Source organism: Desulfovibrio sp. DV, assembly GCF_001936595.1.
Taxonomy (GTDB): Bacteria; Desulfobacterota; Desulfovibrionia; order Desulfovibrionales; family Desulfovibrionaceae; genus Solidesulfovibrio.
Genome location: NZ_MLBG01000046.1, coordinates 1 through 15,805, shown reverse-complemented (window position 1 = coordinate 15,805; position 15,805 = coordinate 1). Strand labels below are relative to the sequence as shown.

The 15,805-nt window shown below is 60.8% G+C and carries 12 protein-coding genes and 1 tRNA gene; 6 read left to right on the top strand and 7 right to left on the bottom strand.

Translation table 11 applies throughout. The features are described 5' to 3' along the window. Positions 1-8: 8 nt before the first annotated feature. Together DVDV_RS11560 and DVDV_RS22320 are read right to left on the bottom strand one after the other, a co-directional pair. Entirely contained in the window at positions 9-1,154 is a 1,146-nt protein-coding gene (locus DVDV_RS11560; protein WP_075354821.1) for a pyridoxal phosphate-dependent aminotransferase, read from the bottom strand. A 116-nt stretch (positions 1,155-1,270) separates the two neighbouring features. After that, the gene (locus tag DVDV_RS22320; RefSeq protein ID WP_139311603.1) at positions 1,271-2,662 is read right to left on the bottom strand and encodes a hypothetical protein; all 1,392 of its coding nucleotides are present in this window, start codon (positions 2,660-2,662) and stop codon (positions 1,271-1,273) included. A 305-nt stretch (positions 2,663-2,967) separates the two neighbouring features. On the opposite strand from DVDV_RS22320, the gene DVDV_RS11550 reads away from it, so the two are divergent. Continuing rightward, a complete protein-coding gene (locus tag DVDV_RS11550) occupies positions 2,968-3,894 on the top strand; it encodes a S8 family peptidase (protein WP_083634760.1) in 927 nt (308 codons plus the stop codon). A 94-nt stretch (positions 3,895-3,988) separates the two neighbouring features. Here the strand turns inward: DVDV_RS11550 and DVDV_RS11545 are convergent, their stop codons facing one another. After that, on the bottom strand, positions 3,989-5,494 hold the full coding sequence (locus DVDV_RS11545; protein WP_075354819.1) for a dynamin family protein: 1,506 nt from the start codon (positions 5,492-5,494) through the stop codon (positions 3,989-3,991). 221 nt (positions 5,495-5,715) lie between these two features. On the opposite strand from DVDV_RS11545, the gene DVDV_RS11540 reads away from it, so the two are divergent. Together DVDV_RS11540 and DVDV_RS11535 are read left to right on the top strand one after the other, a co-directional pair. Beyond that, positions 5,716-7,422 carry a hypothetical protein gene (locus DVDV_RS11540; protein ID WP_075354818.1) on the top strand — a complete coding sequence of 569 codons (1,707 nt, stop codon included), beginning with the start codon at positions 5,716-5,718 and terminating at the stop codon, positions 7,420-7,422. A 12-nt stretch (positions 7,423-7,434) separates the two neighbouring features. Further along, positions 7,435-7,992 (top strand): type I restriction endonuclease subunit R, encoded by a 558-nt coding sequence (locus DVDV_RS11535; RefSeq protein ID WP_075354817.1) that lies wholly within the window; start codon positions 7,435-7,437, stop codon positions 7,990-7,992. Between the two features lie 18 nt (positions 7,993-8,010). Here DVDV_RS11535 and DVDV_RS11530 read toward each other — a convergent pair whose 3' ends face one another. Then, positions 8,011-8,424, bottom strand: coding sequence for a PleD family two-component system response regulator (locus tag DVDV_RS11530; protein ID WP_075354816.1), 414 nt, complete (start codon positions 8,422-8,424; stop codon positions 8,011-8,013). A 65-nt stretch (positions 8,425-8,489) separates the two neighbouring features. After that, positions 8,490-8,831 (bottom strand): Hpt domain-containing protein, encoded by a 342-nt coding sequence (locus tag DVDV_RS11525; RefSeq protein WP_075354815.1) that lies wholly within the window; start codon positions 8,829-8,831, stop codon positions 8,490-8,492. Between the two features lie 61 nt (positions 8,832-8,892). On the opposite strand from DVDV_RS11525, the gene DVDV_RS11520 reads away from it, so the two are divergent. Further along, positions 8,893-8,969: transfer RNA gene (locus DVDV_RS11520), tRNA-Arg, on the top strand. A gap of 111 nt (positions 8,970-9,080) precedes the next feature. After that, positions 9,081-10,121 (top strand): site-specific integrase, encoded by a 1,041-nt coding sequence (locus DVDV_RS11515; RefSeq protein ID WP_075354814.1) that lies wholly within the window; start codon positions 9,081-9,083, stop codon positions 10,119-10,121. A 345-nt stretch (positions 10,122-10,466) separates the two neighbouring features. On the opposite strand, the gene DVDV_RS11510 is transcribed toward DVDV_RS11515, so the two are convergent. After that, positions 10,467-11,933, bottom strand: a complete 1,467-nt coding sequence (locus DVDV_RS11510) for an outer membrane homotrimeric porin (RefSeq protein ID WP_075354813.1) — start codon at positions 11,931-11,933, stop codon at positions 10,467-10,469. Between the two features lie 974 nt (positions 11,934-12,907). Here DVDV_RS11510 and DVDV_RS11505 point away from each other — a divergent pair. Next, on the top strand, positions 12,908-15,238 hold the full coding sequence (locus tag DVDV_RS11505) for a methyl-accepting chemotaxis protein (RefSeq protein WP_075354812.1): 2,331 nt from the start codon (positions 12,908-12,910) through the stop codon (positions 15,236-15,238). Positions 15,239-15,244: 6 nt separating this feature from the next. On the opposite strand, the gene DVDV_RS22965 is transcribed toward DVDV_RS11505, so the two are convergent. Next, positions 15,245-15,805, bottom strand: a 561-nt coding sequence (locus DVDV_RS22965) for a hypothetical protein (RefSeq protein WP_217694133.1), incomplete at its 5' end; no start/stop codon positions are given.

The following is a 15,805-nucleotide window of genomic DNA, read 5'->3' as shown; positions in this document are numbered from 1 at the left end:
CGTCCTTGCTAGCCGCAGTGGTCGGCGATGTAGCGGCCCAGGCGCTCCAGTCCTTCCTCGATATTTTCCAGGGAATTGGCGTAGGAAAAACGCAGATGCCCCTCGCCGCCGGGGCCGAAGTCGATGCCCGGGGTGACGCCGACATGGGCCTTGTCCAGGATGTCGTAGGCCAGGGCCAGGGAATCGGCGTGCAGGTGGTCGGCCCGGACAAAGACGTAGAACGCGCCGGTGGGCTCGGTGCGCGGGGCCAGCCCCAGTCGGGCCAGTCCGGCCAGCAGCACGCGGCGGCGGGTGTCATAGATCTGGCGCATGGCCTCGGCTGCGGCCAGCCCGTCCGGCGAAAGCGCCGCCAGTCCGGCCCATTGGGAGACCGATGCGGCGCAAATAAAGAGATTTTGCTGCAGCTTTTGGAGCAGCCCCATCATGGGCGACGGAGCGATGAGGTAGCCCAGGCGCAGGCCGGTCATGGCGAAACGCTTGGAAAAGCCGTTCAAGACCAGGGCGTCGTCGGAAAATTCCAGGGCGCAGCGGGCGGGCTGGCCGTAGGTCAGGCCGTGGTAGATCTCGTCGGAAATGACCGGAACGCCTGAGGCGCAGGCTGCCTCGATGGCCTCCGGGGAAACGAGCGTGCCGGTGGGGTTGGCCGGGGAATTGAGCAGGATGCCGGCGGTTCCTTCATTGACGCTGTCCCACACGAGCTGCGGCGTCCACTGGAAGCCGTCCTCTTCGGCCACGGGCACGTAGCGCGGGACAAGGCCGGTAAAGCGCAGGAAATTTGGGTAGCAGGCATAGGCCGGGTCGGTGAGCAGGATATGCCGTCCCGGCACGGCCATGGCCCCGAAGGCCAGCAGCATGGCCGGCGAGGTGCCGCCGGTGACCAGCACCCGGTCCGGGGACACGGACACGCCGTATTCCCGGGCGTGCAGGTCGCAGATGGCCTGGCGCAGTTCCGGGATGCCCAGGCTGTGGGTATAGTGGGTGCGCCCGTCGGCCACGGCTTGTTGCGCCGCTTCCTTGACGCAGTCCGGAATATCGAAGTCCGGTTCGCCGATCTCCAGGTGGATGACCCGGTGACCGGCAGCTTCGATGGCCTGGGCGCGTTCGAGGATGTCCATGACGAGAAACGAGGTGATGTCCTTGCAGGCAGGATTCATGCTGGCCGTCCGGTTAGAGTGCGATGGAGCGGGAAGGTGTAGCGCTCCAGGGGACTGCCGGCAAGAGCGCGCCCCGGCTTCGGACTGACCGGGGCGCGCCTGGGATGGGCGAAAGGCTACTTTTTGAGCTGTTCGATCAAGGTCTGGGTCTGGTTGGCATTGGTTTTATACATTTCCAGGACCGCGTCGTTAAACGCTTTGAGCGACTCGAACTTGGTCTTTTCGGCCTCAAGCAGGGCTTGCTGCTGGGAGTTGTAATTGATTTTGAGCTGGATGATTTCGGCCGGTATGGAGGCAATGCTTTTAATGATATCCACGGGCAGGCTGACGCCGGCCAGCAGTTCGCTCGGCTTATTGATTTTGGCGCTGGTAAGGAAGCCGTTTTCAAACTGGACAGCATAGGTTTTCTTGACGAACGCTGTCCGCCGCAGATCGAAGAGATAGGCTGGGGATTCATTGGGCAATAAGACGATGCGTTCGATCCGCCTTGCTACGGCAATACCAGCCGTGGCTGTTACGAGGACACGGTAAGGAAAAGCTGCCCTATATCTGACACCATCTCCGCCGGTTTTATCGGCCGAACTTATTGCACCCGGTGGTATAAGAGCATTGACATTTATTTGTATTTCATCCGGGAACATATGGCATGGGTTTGGAACATTCGATGTACCTTCAATACCGGTCCCTTTGTTGACAAAGTTTAATATATCAATCGGATCAATTTCTACATCAAATGCCTCTGGCTTGGCACTTGGGCTAATTTGGGCAGCACCACCTGTTGGCGCTGCCCCTGGAAGCCCTGTACCAAGAAGAATAGCCTGCTTAATCAGCTCAACGGATTTTTTAGCAATGGCGGCTGATTGATCCTCTGTCGTCGTATTTACCGACGATATGAAAAAATCTTTGACAGCTATTGTGATATCATCATTAGAAGCTGATCCTGGAACATACTGTAATGAATAGACCTGTGTCGGATCAACTGTTGTAATTACATCCAATGTAAATTTAAACTTGCTTTTTGGGTAATCGCTTCGACGGAATTCAAACTCAATATCATGGCCGCTCCCTGAGTTAGCCGCTTGTGCTGCAGGCTGCCCCGAGGAATTGGTGACGTTGATCGTCGTATTGTTTTGAACGGCAGCCTGCGCTGTTGCAGGTGTTACGGCTTCCGGCTCCACGGCAGTTCCCCCACCCGGAGCACCCTCTCCTGTCGTTCCTGCAGTCCCTTCGGCTCCGGGCATTGCCGCCCCCGTCTTTGCGGGCGTCGGGGTGGCCCCTGCCGTATTTTGCTTTTTTTTCGTTTGAACTGCGACTTTAGCGTCTTTGGCTGTTGTCTTTTTGCTGCCGGTCGGCGTCAGGGTCTGCGTCATACCGCTCCCCTGCGGCGCTGCCGCAGCACCCTTTTCGGCAATGGGACTCACCGAAATGCGAAACATTGCTTTGGGCAAAAAATAAATCACACCCGAAGAAAAGGTTTGGCTCTTTCCGTCCTTGTCGCCTTCGGGCACCGTCGGGACTGGTGTTCCTACTGCAACCGGATCTGACCGCAGAGGCACCGACCGAACGATCGGACCGCAGGACACAAGTGCAACTGCCGACAATATCACGAGAAATAAATGTCTCACAACCGGCCTCCATGGTCCAAGCGGGTTATTTTGGAACATTTTTCACGCAGATTATTGCAAACCCCAAAATAATTACCTATAGAAATCTAACTATACGACAAAAAGAGCACGCGCAACCCCTGCGGCCAATTGGACAACCAGAATTATTAACAGCAAAATGATTTTGCTAAAATTCACAAGGAGTCTTTATGGGCGCACAAATGCCATCCTGTCCGCGGTTTGTCACAACAGCCGTTACGACCTGCCCCCCTGCTGCGGAAGTGATCGATTGGGGACTGAAGATGCACGGCATACCGAATCTTTGGAAAACAACACGAGGGGAGGGCATAAAAATCGGCGTGCTTGACTCTGGCGTTGCTTACAAGCATCCTGACCTAGTGCAGGCAATCGTCAAGGGGAAAAGTTTTTGTACAAACAACAAATCAGGCTATGCAGATGTTTACGGTCATGGTACTCACGTCTGCGGCATCATTGCAGCCCGAGAAAATAACATTGGAGTCATCGGCGTTGCCCCGCTGTCGCAATTATATATAGCCAAAGTGCTCGACGACGACGGGACCGTTGCGATCGACAAACTCTGCGACGGCATCGCCTGGTGTCTCGACGCCGGCGTGGACATCATATCGACAAGCCTATGGATCTCCCAGGGCTCGGATCAACTTCAGGAGCTCATCAATAAAGCCATAGACAGCGGAGTTATTGTCGTTGCCGCCGCAGGCAACGGCGGTTCCTACGACATTGACACCGTCAGCTACCCAGCCAAATATGACCGGGTCATCTCTGTCGGCTCCCATGATGCTTGTGGGCTACCCGATCCCACCAGCGCTGTGGGCAGACGTCTGGACATCCTCGCACCAGGCCGTTCCATCCTCTCGACTTACCCGCCCGATATCTATGCGACACTGTCAGGCACCTCCATGGCCTGCCCCTTCGTAACCGGCGTAGTCGCCTTGCTTTTGGCTTCCCACCGAAACGATGCTCTGGGAGCGACGCCGACGTACCACTCGCAATCTGAAGTACGCAAACATCTCCTGGCGCATGCGCACGACATCAACGCTGTCGGTTGGGATACCGCTTCTGGATTCGGCCTTATCGACCCTGCAAAGACGTTGTGAACTGATGTCCCGACCACGCAAGGCCGCCCGGCACGGCAGCCTCTGGGGCTGACCGGCCGGGCGGATTGACGGCACGAGATCATTGTGTTGAGCGTTAGGCCGGCTCCGGCTCCGATTGCGGCGGTTGCTCGGACTGCACGTCCGGCTGCTGCTGCACGGTGGCGGCCGACACGCCCGAGGGATGGGCGTAGCGGTCGTTTAGGGTCTGGATGAAGCGCTCGCTGTCGGCAATGACCGAGATGAGGAGCTTTCGGTACTTGGCTCCCCAGCCGGCCGGCTCCACCCGGAAAATCGAACGCCAGGGGGCGGTATTTTTATAAAACGCCCGCACAAGCCCCTCGCGGATCGGGCCATACGGGTAGCTTTTGGCCACCAGCCGGGACACGGCCGCAGCCGACCACTTCCGGGCCAGCATGTGCAGCCAGCCCGCCCCGCCCAGGCACAGGGCCAAAAACACGATGGTGCGCCAGGATTCCTCGAACACCCAGCCAAGCCAGCCCGGAGTCACGCCGGTCGTGAACGGATGGCCGGTGAGCAGATAGAGCGCCAACAAAACGGCCCCGATGCCGCCAAAGAGCATGGCGTCGCGCGAGAGTGTGCCCGATCGCCAGCGCATAAGCATGTGGCGCAGCTCCGGCACCCGCACATCCTCGACCTCCCGGGCCAGCTTCTCAAGCTCCCCGACAATGCGATAGGCCCGCTCCACCCGCACCTGGTTCATGCGGGTATGGATGCTGGCCAGATCGGCGTCGCGTTTGGCCTCGAAGCGGTGGCGCAGGGCCGGATCGGCAATGGGCACCGCAGCCGAGGGCGAATAAATGCGATAAAACTTGCCGGCCGTGAGGCCCTGCTGGGCCAGGGCGCGCTGCCACGCACCCACGACCTCTTCAGGGTTGTCCTCACGGGCGGCAATGTCCATTTGGTTGAGGATATAAATAAACTTATTGGAGTCGCGGCGGTTGATGGTGGCCGCCACGAGATGGGTGAGCGTGTCGCGCATGGCCCCGGGTTCGGGGCGGCGGGCGTCGAAAAGCACCAGCACCAGATCAGACAGGTCCATGATGTGGTTGGTGATGCGAAGCGTTGCCGTGCGCTGGGCGTCGGCGTCAAAGCCCGGGGAGTCGATGAGGATCAGTCCGCGCAGCTTGTCGCTGGGGCAGGTCTTGAGCCGGATATAGGAATCGATGCGCACCCCTTCGCCGGGTTCGACCTTTTCCAGTTCCTCGCTCATCTTGTAAAAGGGAAAGCGCAGGTCGGCGTTGAGCGCCGTGCCGGGCAGCACCCGGGATTCGCCGGCGGCGTTGTAGCAGACCACCGTGAACTTGTCGTCCACGGCGTGGGAGCCGGTCTGCTGCACCGGGATGTCCAGGTAGTTGTTGATGAAGGTCGATTTGCCGGCGGAAAAAGGCCCCAGGATGGAAATGAGCGGCCACCAGGCGATCTGGGAGACCGTGGACTGGTCGTGGGCGATAAGGCCCAGGCCCCGGCAAACCTTGTCGAGCTTTTTGAAACTGCCGACCGCCTCGACCAGAAGCGGGTTCTCCAGTTGCAGATGTTCCTTGAGGCTTGTCAGCCTGTCGTGCAGCCTGCCGTCTTCCATGCCCCCCCCTGCCCAAGTCGAGTGGCCTTCTCTATCAAATGATTCGGGATTCGTCGAGGTGGCAGGGCTTGCCGGGACCAAGAAACCGGGGATTTCTCCGTCCGGGGGCTTGCCCAGCTTCGCCCATACCCGCTATCTCCCAGACTGCGCGGCTGCATATGGCCCGGACGGCCCGCGCCGCCCTGCGCGGCAGGCCGCAACCCCCAAGGACAACGCAGCCCATGCCAAGCCAGCCAGACGCCCCTGCCCCTCAAACCGCCAATGCTCCCGCCGCCAAAGCGGTCTATTGGGGCCTTGCCCTGGCCCTTGTCTGGCTTTTTTACGGCGAATTTCTCTTTTCCGACCGGGTCGGCATTCTCGACTGGTCCAAGGACCTCTATTATTTTGCCTTTCTCCACGACGCCCTGAACCGCTTCGGCCGGCTCCCGGCCTCGTTCCTGGTCATTCCCCAACAAATCGAATGGTTTTCCACTCTCCAGGACCTGTCCTACTGGTCCAATCCCGAGGTCATAAGCCTCTCGCCCCTGCTCCCCCTGGCCTTTGTCCTGCCGTTTATGGCCTTTGTGAAGACCTATTTCGGCCTGCACCTGCTGGCGGCGGCCTGGGGCGTGCGCCTTTTAGCCGTGCGCCTTGGCTGGGACACCGGACAGGCGGTCCTGCTGCTTGTCCTTTTCCTGGGCAACCCCTGGCTCATCCAGCATCTCGCCATCGGCTATTCGCCCCAGATCAGCCTGTGCCTGGTGCCGGCCCTGGCCGCCTGTCTGGCCGGACGGACCTGGCGCTGCCGGGATCTGGCCGGAGCCTGCCTGCTTGGCGCAACCATCTTTTACCAGGGCGCGCTGCACCTGTTTGTCTGGGTGTGTCTGGCTGCCGGCTGTTTCGCCGCCCTGCTGGCGCTTTTCACCCGCCATCCCGCCGCCCTGGCCCGGGTCGGAGCGTTTTTTGCCGGCGTCCTCGTGCTGGTTGCCCCCAAGGTCTACGCCGTGTCCGCCGTCTACAGCGGCTGGCAGCGCATCCCGGGCCATGGCTACCAGTCCCTGGCCGATCTCTGGGGCCTTCTGACCGACGCCGAATTCCCCCTGTTCCAGTTTCCCGAGACCTATTCCCACTGCCACGTGGCCTTTTACGACGGCTCCATCCTCATGGGGCCGGCCTTTGTGGTCCTTGGCCTGTGGCTGGCCGGGGAATTGGTCGTTGCCGTATTCCGGCACGGCCGGCCGGGTCTTGGCCGCCTTGGCCCGCAACTGGCAGCCCTGTGTTCGGCCGCCGTGTTCCTGGCCCTGGGCTGGGGCACGGTCTGGCGCTCGGTGTGCGAGAGCATCCCGCCCCTGGCCTCGGAAATCTATCCGTTCCGGTTCCTGCTGATCGCCTTGCTCTTTCTGTTTTACTGCATCGTCGCCCGGCTCGGCCCCTTTCCCACGTCCCGGCCAGGGCGCTGGCGCGCTTTGGGCATTTACACCCTGGCCGGGCTGGCCTGCCTGACCTTTTACGAGCGCAACCGCCAGCTCATGCCGTCGCTGACCGAGCAGCCCAATTTCATCGGCCGCCTGTCCCTGGCCGATTATTACGCCGACCGGGTCACGGCGTATTCCAGCGGCGTCCGGCTGCCGGTGGCGGCCACGCCGGCGGCAGTGACCATCACCCCGGCCGGCTCGGTCGGGGACCAAATCGAGCTGCCCTGGTTGCCGGCCGCCGCCCTTGGCGGCTATAAACTGGACAATGCCCGGCCCGTGGCCCAGGTCCCGGCCGATCCCCAGGCTGTGGCGGTCATCGAGGTCACGGCGGCCTCGCGGCAGGTGGTGCTGTGGGCCAAGACCCATCATCGGGACATCCTGCTGCCGGCAGCCGGCCTGGCCTTTGCCGCCCTGTTGCCGGCCCTGTGCCGGCTGGCGCGCCGCCGGCCCGGCCTTTTCTCCAACGCGTCCTGACGGAGGCATCCCATGCACGAGGAATCCCTGGGCAACACGATCCGCGATTACCTGACCGGCGAGGAACTGGTGGAGACGTCGTATGAGGAATTTCGCCAGGGGCTGGCCCGGCTGCTGGTGGAAGAGCGCGGCTACCCCCGGGAGCGCCTGACGCCCAAGGTCGGGGTCTGCTTTCCGGCCCAGGGCCAGGACTACACCCGCATGGTAGATCTGGCGGCCACGGACGAGGCCGGGAGAACACTGCTTTTCATCATCTTCTGCTCCGGGGAGCCGGGGTCCTACGTGCGCGAATCCCTGGCCGCCGCCCGGGTCTACGACCTGGGGCCGGTGCCGCTGGTGCTGGTCACCGACACCCGCGACGCCGTGCTTGTTGCCGTGGCCGACGGCCGGGAGCTCGGCCGGGGGATGCGGGCCGTGCCGCGCTATGAAGACCTCTCCGGCCTGGCCGGGCCGCTGGCGCCGCTTTCCGACGAGGCCCTTGACCGGGAACGGCGCATTCTTTTCGCCTACAGCGAGATGCTCGCCGACGGCTGCTGCCAGGGGGCCTGCCGGCCCAAGGCGAGACTGTAGCGACGCGGGCGCACTGGCTCAGTTGGGCAGGGGAATCTCGACGAGCCCGAGCTTGACCAGTTCGGCCAGCAGGGTTTCGCGGCGCAGGGGCTTTGGCAGATACGAGTCTGCCCGGCCGTGGAAAAAGGATTCGCTGACGTTTTGGGTATCGGTCAGGACCGAGATCATGATGAGCTTGAAAGGGGGGACAGCGCCGTCATGGCTGTCCTCGATGCGGCGCAGGGCCTGGACCACCTCATTGCCGTCCATGATGCCCGGCAGCAGGATGTCCATGAAGACGGCCGCAAAGGGGCGGCACTCCTCCAGGGCGGCCTCAAAGGCAGACACGGCCTCCAGGCCGTTGGCGGCAGTGATGCACTCGGCATGGGCAGAGAGAAAAGTCCGCAAAAAAAGGATGATGCTCTCATCGTCGTCAACGATCAGAAAGCGCATCGCAGCTCCAGAGTTGGCATGGGAACGAAGGTTGGACTCCATCTCTTGCCTTCTCTACGACCTTTTCAGGCGTCCGGCAAGAGCGGCACATCCGTGAAGGCCACGTCAAGGGCGGCAAAATAGCCGTCCAGTTCGCCAAGCAGGCGGCCGGCCCGGTTCAGCTCGCCGCGGGCGATGGCGATTTCGAGATCGTTGGCCAGCGCAGCGGCATCCGGCAGTTCATAGGTGCCGGCCGCCCCTTTGGCATTATGGGCCAGCCGGCAGGCGGTCGCAGTGTCGCCGGCCTCCAGGGCAAAGCCCAGTGCCCCGAGCTGTTCCCGCTGCATCTCCAGAAACAGCGGATAGATCGGGGCCAGGATGCAGCTGACGGAAACGACAATGCGCGCCGCCGCAAGGCTCTCAGGCATGGTCTTCTCCCTGGCAGTGCCGGCTTGACGGCGCGGGGCAGGCCATTTAGGTTCCCCCCGTGCGCCCGTGGCTCAGCTGGATAGAGCATCGGACTTCGAATCCGACGGTCGGGCGTTCGAATCGCTCCGGGCGCACCAATTAAGTTCAATAATCACAAAGCATGAAGGCGATCTGTCGAAAGCGGCAGGTCGCCTTTTTAATTTTCTGCTCCACTGTTGCTCCACTTGCTCCAACAGAGAGGCAAAGCGATGGCAACATTTCGCAAGCGGGGAAATCTCCAGTGGGAAGCCAGGATTCGCAAGCGAGGTTACCCGGCAACATGCAAGACCTTCGATACAAAGGCCGAGGCCGAGCAATGGGCAAAGGGAGTCGAGACCGAGATGTCCAAAGGACCGTTCGTCTCGACCAAAGAGGCCGAGAGCTACACCCTGAGCGAATGTTTGGATCGCTATAAAGAGGAATATTTGCCAAGGCTCAAAGACCCTCGCCGTGAAATTTCCCGAGCGAATTGCCTTCAATCACGTGCCATCGCCCACCGTATCCTGTCAACGATTCGGTCGAAAGACATTGCGGACTATCGACGCGCCCGGGAGAAAGAGGGGATTTCGGCCAATACGATCCGTTTGGACCTGGCTCTTCTCTCCAGGCTCTTTAATTTTGCCCAGAGCGATTGGGGAATGGAGAGTTTGACCAATCCCGTGCCACTCGCCGCCAAACCCAAATTGCCGCCGGGACGCGAAAGACGACTGGAAGCTGGCGAGGAAGATAAACTCTTTGAAGCCATTGGCGACGACTTGGAGTTTTGCGCAATCATCAAGTTCGCCTTGGAAACAGCCATGCGACGTGGCGAGATAGTCAAGCTCGCCTGGGAAGACATCGATCTCCGCAACAAATCGGTGGTGCTGCGTGACACCAAAAACGGGACATGCAGGACGGTCCCTTTATCTCGAAAAGCGATCGAAGTGCTCCACGGGCTCCCTCGTCATATTTCCGGGCGAGTCTTTCCCGGCCACCTCCATCCCGACACGCTGTCATCGAAGATGGGCAAGGTTTGCCAATTGGCCGGACTGGCGAACTTGCATTTTCATGACCTGCGCCATGAAGCCACCAGTCGCTTCTTTGAGCATACGGACTTGGATGTGATGGAAATCAAGGCCATTACAGGACACAAGTCATTGCAAATGCTGGCGCGATACACGCACTTGCGCACGTCAAACCTTGCGGCGAGACTGGATGGCGCGAAGCGTGGAGAGGTCAAACCTTTGCAAGAGGATCACAGTGCTGTTTAAGAATTAAACGGCTAGCTTATGTGCCTTACAGAATATGAAAAGCATTGCACGCAGGAATTCAGCAATCCGTTCACCACGGTTCACCACTCTCTCGATCAATTCGCCTCGAAATCTTGCATGACCATGGCGCATCGAATGATCACTTCTCAAATAAACGAGACAGGGGAAAAGGTGCTGGCGGGGCGGCGAAATGTATCCTTGGGGAGGCAGTTTGCTGATGCCGCATACGGGAGTGGGACCGTCGCTGCCGCTTCGGCCAAAGAAAGGGGCCGCCGATTGTCCGGCGGCCCCTTGGCTTTCTGGCGAGGGAGCAGCGGGAGGCCGTGCCCTTTGCGTGGGCGCCGCTCAGAACTTGTAGCTCAGCCCAAGGGCCAAAAGCCAGGTGTTGTTGCCGTTGCTTTCGGCCTGGCTGACCAGACGATGCCCCCAGACGCTCTCCTGGAAGTGCCCGTGGGCCCAGCCTGTCTGCAGGATCAAGGCAAGGTTTTCGTAAAGCTCGTACTTGGAGTCGACGTTAAGGCCCGTCAGGGAATCGTTCTGGGACAGGTCGTGGCCCATGGTCATATAGGACGCGTTCAACAGCTGGGCCGCGCGGATGGCCCGCGGGCTGTTGTTGCCCCGGACGTAGGCGAAGGTCAGGCGGTTGGACAGTTTGTCGATGACGGAGATGTTGCCCAGGGAGACGGCCAGGCCATAAATGCCGACAGGCGAGGTGTAGGTCGAGGTGTCCCGGGGGAGCTCCTGTCCGCTTTCAAACAGGAAGCTCTTGCCGGGCCCCCACTGGGAGCGCATGTACGGCATGCGTTCGGAACCATTGCGGGTGGAATTGTCCTCGCCGGAGGACCAGAAGGCGTACAACTCCGGAGTCGCCAGGCTCCATCCCGTGTATTGTACGGCGAAATCCGCCATCCAACCGTGCCGCTTGGCTGCTTTGGAGTCATTCATGGCACCTTCGCCATATATGACGTCGGCGTAGAAACGGATGGGGTCGAGGGTGGAGACTTCAAAGCTGGCGCCGGTCCAGACATAGGGATTCTGGGCATTCTTCCAGCGTCCCAACCCATTGGCAGCATTCATGTTGGCCACGCTCGCCGCCGAGAACAGGGCGTTGTCGAAGGAGTTGCCTATTTCCGAAACGTCCGCGGTGTTCTTGTACATATAGGTGGCGTTGCGGCCGGCTACAGCGACCACGCCCCAGGGCGTGGCCTTCATGCCTTCCACGGTGATGGGCAGGGCCAGGAAGTAGGCGTCGAACTCGTCGCCCTTCTGGGTGGTGGTGGTGTCGAAGGTCCTGTTCGCGTCGAAGAGGCGGGCGAAACCGGCCATCACCGAAAAGGTGTCGGCGACCACCGGGGCGTTGACCGTCAAGCCGGCCACGACGTCGGAGTACAGGACGCTGCCGTTGAAGATGGCCGCCTGGGGCAGGTCCAGCGCCTGCAGGCCCGCCGTCACCTCCACTTTGGTGTCCGGCAGCCGGAACTGGAGGTAGGCGAGATCGACCAGGACTTCCGCCGCCGGATTAGCGGCCGTGAAGGTTCCCTGGCCCCAGGTGTTGATGATGCGCAGCCCAAGGCGGAAGTACACAGCCTTGTTCGCCTCGAAATCAGTCCGTAAACGGAAGCGCTCCCAGATCTCGAAGGTATCCGTGGTCTTTGTTCCCGTTTTGTTCCAGCCCGTGTAGTTGTGGTTGAGATAGAAGTTTCCCATGATGAAAGAATCGCCGCGCATCTTGACCAAGGTGTCCGCCCCGGCAGGCAGGGCGACGCCCCAAGACAGCATGAACACCACGATGCAATACAAACGCCATTTCATTCGCTACTCCCTCCGGCTCGTTTACAAGTGCGTATAGATACGTAGCCGCAACTGCCGACGCGTTGCCGACGCATTCCGTTGCTGCCCGCCGCCATATTCGCCAACGTTCCTGCCCCCGAAGCGCGTTGGGGACGCCCTGGCCCGGCGTTGCTGCCGGCCTTTGAGGAAGAAACGTTCCTGGCAATTTTTTGAAGGAGTTACGGAGAAACGGCCGGTCGGAACAACTCGTAAAAATACGAGATTTGCCGGCTATTTTTTCGAGTCGCGCCGGTTGGACGTGCCCGACAAAGGCAGGGGATTGCCGGCGTGCGGACCCAGGTCACCTTGCGGTGCGGATAAGACGCGGCTTCGTCGACGGCATTCCGGTGCGGGGATCGCGCCCCGCCGGCGCGAGGCGGTGAAAAAGCGCATACGGCGGAGAGTATCCAGGCGTGACGACCAGAGGAGCCATCCATAGGAAACCGCCTGGCGAAGCAGAGGCTGGCCGCAGCCTCCTCACATCCCTGCACGCCGGGACGACTCGTCAAGCATATGAGCCCGGCAAACGGGTCCCGAAAACAAAGGTTCGAAACCTCGTAATTTTACGAGTTGCTGGGCCAAAGCCTTTCTTATTAGCTGTGAAAGACGAAAACGAGGCGTGGGGCCAAAGACGTAAAGCCGGCTGCCCTTGGCGTCTATTGGATCGGGGCCGTCCAGTGCAGCATCAAGGGATAGCAGCAGAGAAACTCAGTATGACGGACAAGAAAATCAACGAATACGTTCATGGCACCCTCAAGTAGCATACTGGCATCTGATAAATTGCAATGATCATATTGATCGGGATCGGCATCCTTCGGAAATCGTGTTCCAGAGAATGCCAGCCGTCTTCGCGAATTGCCTGCGCCTTCAAGGAATGAATGCTCCCAGGTCATGAATAATAAAACATTTCAAGATTGGCTGCGCATCCAGCACATCGCCCATCACGGAGAAACTCCATGCAAAAAAAGGGCATCAACGTCGTCTTGACGCTCACTGTCGTTGGATCGTTGTTCATCGGCATCGCCGCGCTGGTCGTCTATGTAACTTCATCCAGCTTCTCAATTTCCACCACGCTCCAGGAACTGGCGCTGACCCAGGCGGCCAGGAGCACGGCCGACGCCCTGGAGCAGTATATCGATAATGCCAGGGACGAGGCGGAAAATCTGGCTAGCCTGCGAGCCGCCCAGGACGCCCTCTCCGGTGACCCTGCGCGCGCCCAAGCGATGCTCGATACATACGTGGGCCATTCCAGATCCATCACCTCCGCAATGTTCATCACCCTCGACGGCAGACCCGTGGCCGGTGCGACCAAATCCGGCGAATCCTTGGCGCAAAGCTATGACGACACAGCCTACGTCAAGGCCATCGCAGGAGGTGGCAAAGAGTATCTCGGCAAAACGATCCTCAAGGGGAAGACTACCGGTGCGCTGTTCTTCGTGCTCGCCCATGCGGTGGTCGACGATGCAGGCAAAACCATCGGTATGGCCGTCGTCTGTCCCGCCTGGGATAATTTCACGCGGAAGTTCGTTGATCCGATTCGCTTCGGCAAAACCGGCTACGGTTTCATTCTGGATGCGGACCGGCGCGTGATTGCCCACACCTTTGACAAGTCTCTGCTGTTGTCTCGTCCCGCGGAGGCCAGTCTCTCCAATAGGGACCTGACACCCCAAAACGGCATCCTGAACTATTCCTACAAGGGCGAGCAGAGGTACATGGCGGTCGCCGAAGTACCGCAGACGAACTGGATTCTGTGCATGACCGTCGCGGCGTCGGAAATGTCGGGGCCGGCCGCCAGGCAGCGCAATGTGCTCCTCGTTCTTGGATTCGTGGTGCTGGCCGTGGTCGCCGGCTTGAGCATGGTCTCCAACCGGGTTGCGGTCATCGGGCCGCTGCGCGCCATCAGGGACTTCACCGGCAAAGTGGCCGGCGGCGACCTCAAGGCCACGCTTTCAGGGAAGTTCCGCTTCGAGCTCGCCGAACTGGCCCAAAACCTCGAAACCATGGTCGCGGAACTCAAGAACAAGCTCGGCTTCTCCCAGGGCGTCTTGCACAGCATTCCCATCCCCACCACCATCATCGACCTCGAGTGCAAGATTCTCTGGGTCAACCAGGCCGCCTGTTCCATGCTGGGAAAAACTGCCGCGCCGGAGTCCTATGTCGGCATGAGGTCGGGAGCATTCATTCTGAACGATCCCGCAAAATCCCCCAACATCAACAAGACCATTACGGAAAGAATAACGGTTTCCACAAACGTTGAACTCGTTGCGCTCTCAGGCCGAAGCTACCATGTGGCCGTGAACGCCTCCCCGATTCACGACATGGACGGCAACCTCCTCGGCGGTATGGTCTTTTGGAGCGATTTTACGGAGATGGCGGCGCAACAACGGCGCGTCGAGCAACAAAACGCCCTCATCGCCGACGCGGCGGTCAAGGCCTCGGCCGTTTCCGACCGCATGGCCTCGGCTTCCCAGGAGCTCTCAACCCAGATCGAGCAGGGCAACAAGGGAGCCCAGGAACAAAACAACCGTGTCCAAGACACGGTCACGGCAGTGGAAGAGATGAACGCCACCATCCTCGAAGTGGCGCGGAACGCCGGCGACACCGCCAGGGGCGCGCAAGCGGCCGGGGACAAGGCCCGTGAAGGGGCCGACATCGTGGTCCAGGTGGTCGCGGCCGTGGGCAGCGTGCGCGAAGCTGCGGACAAGCTCAAAAAAAATATGCGCGGCCTCGGACAGCAGGCCCGGAACATTGGCGCGGTGCTTGGCGTCATTTCCGACATAGCCGACCAGACCAACCTGCTCGCGCTCAACGCCGCCATTGAGGCGGCCCGCGCCGGCGAGGCCGGACGCGGCTTCGCGGTCGTGGCCGACGAGGTGCGAAAGCTCGCCGAAAAGACCATGCACGCGACCAAGGAGGTCGGCCAGGCCATTTCAGGTATCCAGCACGGCACGGCGGAAACCGAGCGCATGGTGGACGAGGCGACCACAGCCGTGGACTCGGCGACTGCCCTGGCCGAGCGCTCGGGCATGGCGTTGTCCGAAATCGTCGCCGTGGTCGAGACGGCCGGCGACCAGATCAGGGCCATCGCCACGGCGGCCGACCAACAGTCCGCCACCTCCGAAGAGATCAACCGCGCCATCGAGGCCATTAGCCGCATCGCCTCGGAAACCGCCGACGCCATGGGCCAATCCGCCCAGGCCGTGGCCGAACTGGCCGAACTGGCCCAGGATTTGAGCGCCCTCGTGTCCGGCATCCAGAGCGGCGGCCCGGCCCTCCTGTCTGCCTAGCGCCCCTCAGTCGTCCGAGCTGTCGTACCGGCCAAAACGGCGATGCGCAGTACCCGAAAAATGCGCCGCGACCACCGCGTCGCCCGTATCCTCGGGCGTCAGCGCCCCTTCGTGCTGCGCGCGCTTGCGCAGTGAATCGGAAAATGCCGGCCTCATCTGGCCGGCTATTTTTTCGGGTTGCGCCGGTTGGCCGCGTTTGACTGTAAACCATGTCGCCTTGCCATGCGGCCAAGGTGCGGCTTCGCCGGCTGCATCCCGACGCGGGAATTGCGCTCGCCGGCGCGGGCGGGAAAAAAGCGCATAAGGCGAACAGGTTCCTGGGGCGACGGGCAGAGGGAGCAGATTTCCGGAAACCGCCTCGCGAAGCGTAAGCCGGCCCCAGCCTTTCCACCTCTCCGCGGGGCGGAGATGCCACCCCACCTTGTCTTCCCGGAAAACCGGCCCCGAAAACAAAGACGGCAAACCTCGTAATTTTACGAGTTGTTGTGCCAAAGCCTTTCTTATTAGCTGTGACAAACGAAAAACGGAACGTCGGGCCGGCAGACGAAAAACTGTCATGCCCTGGCG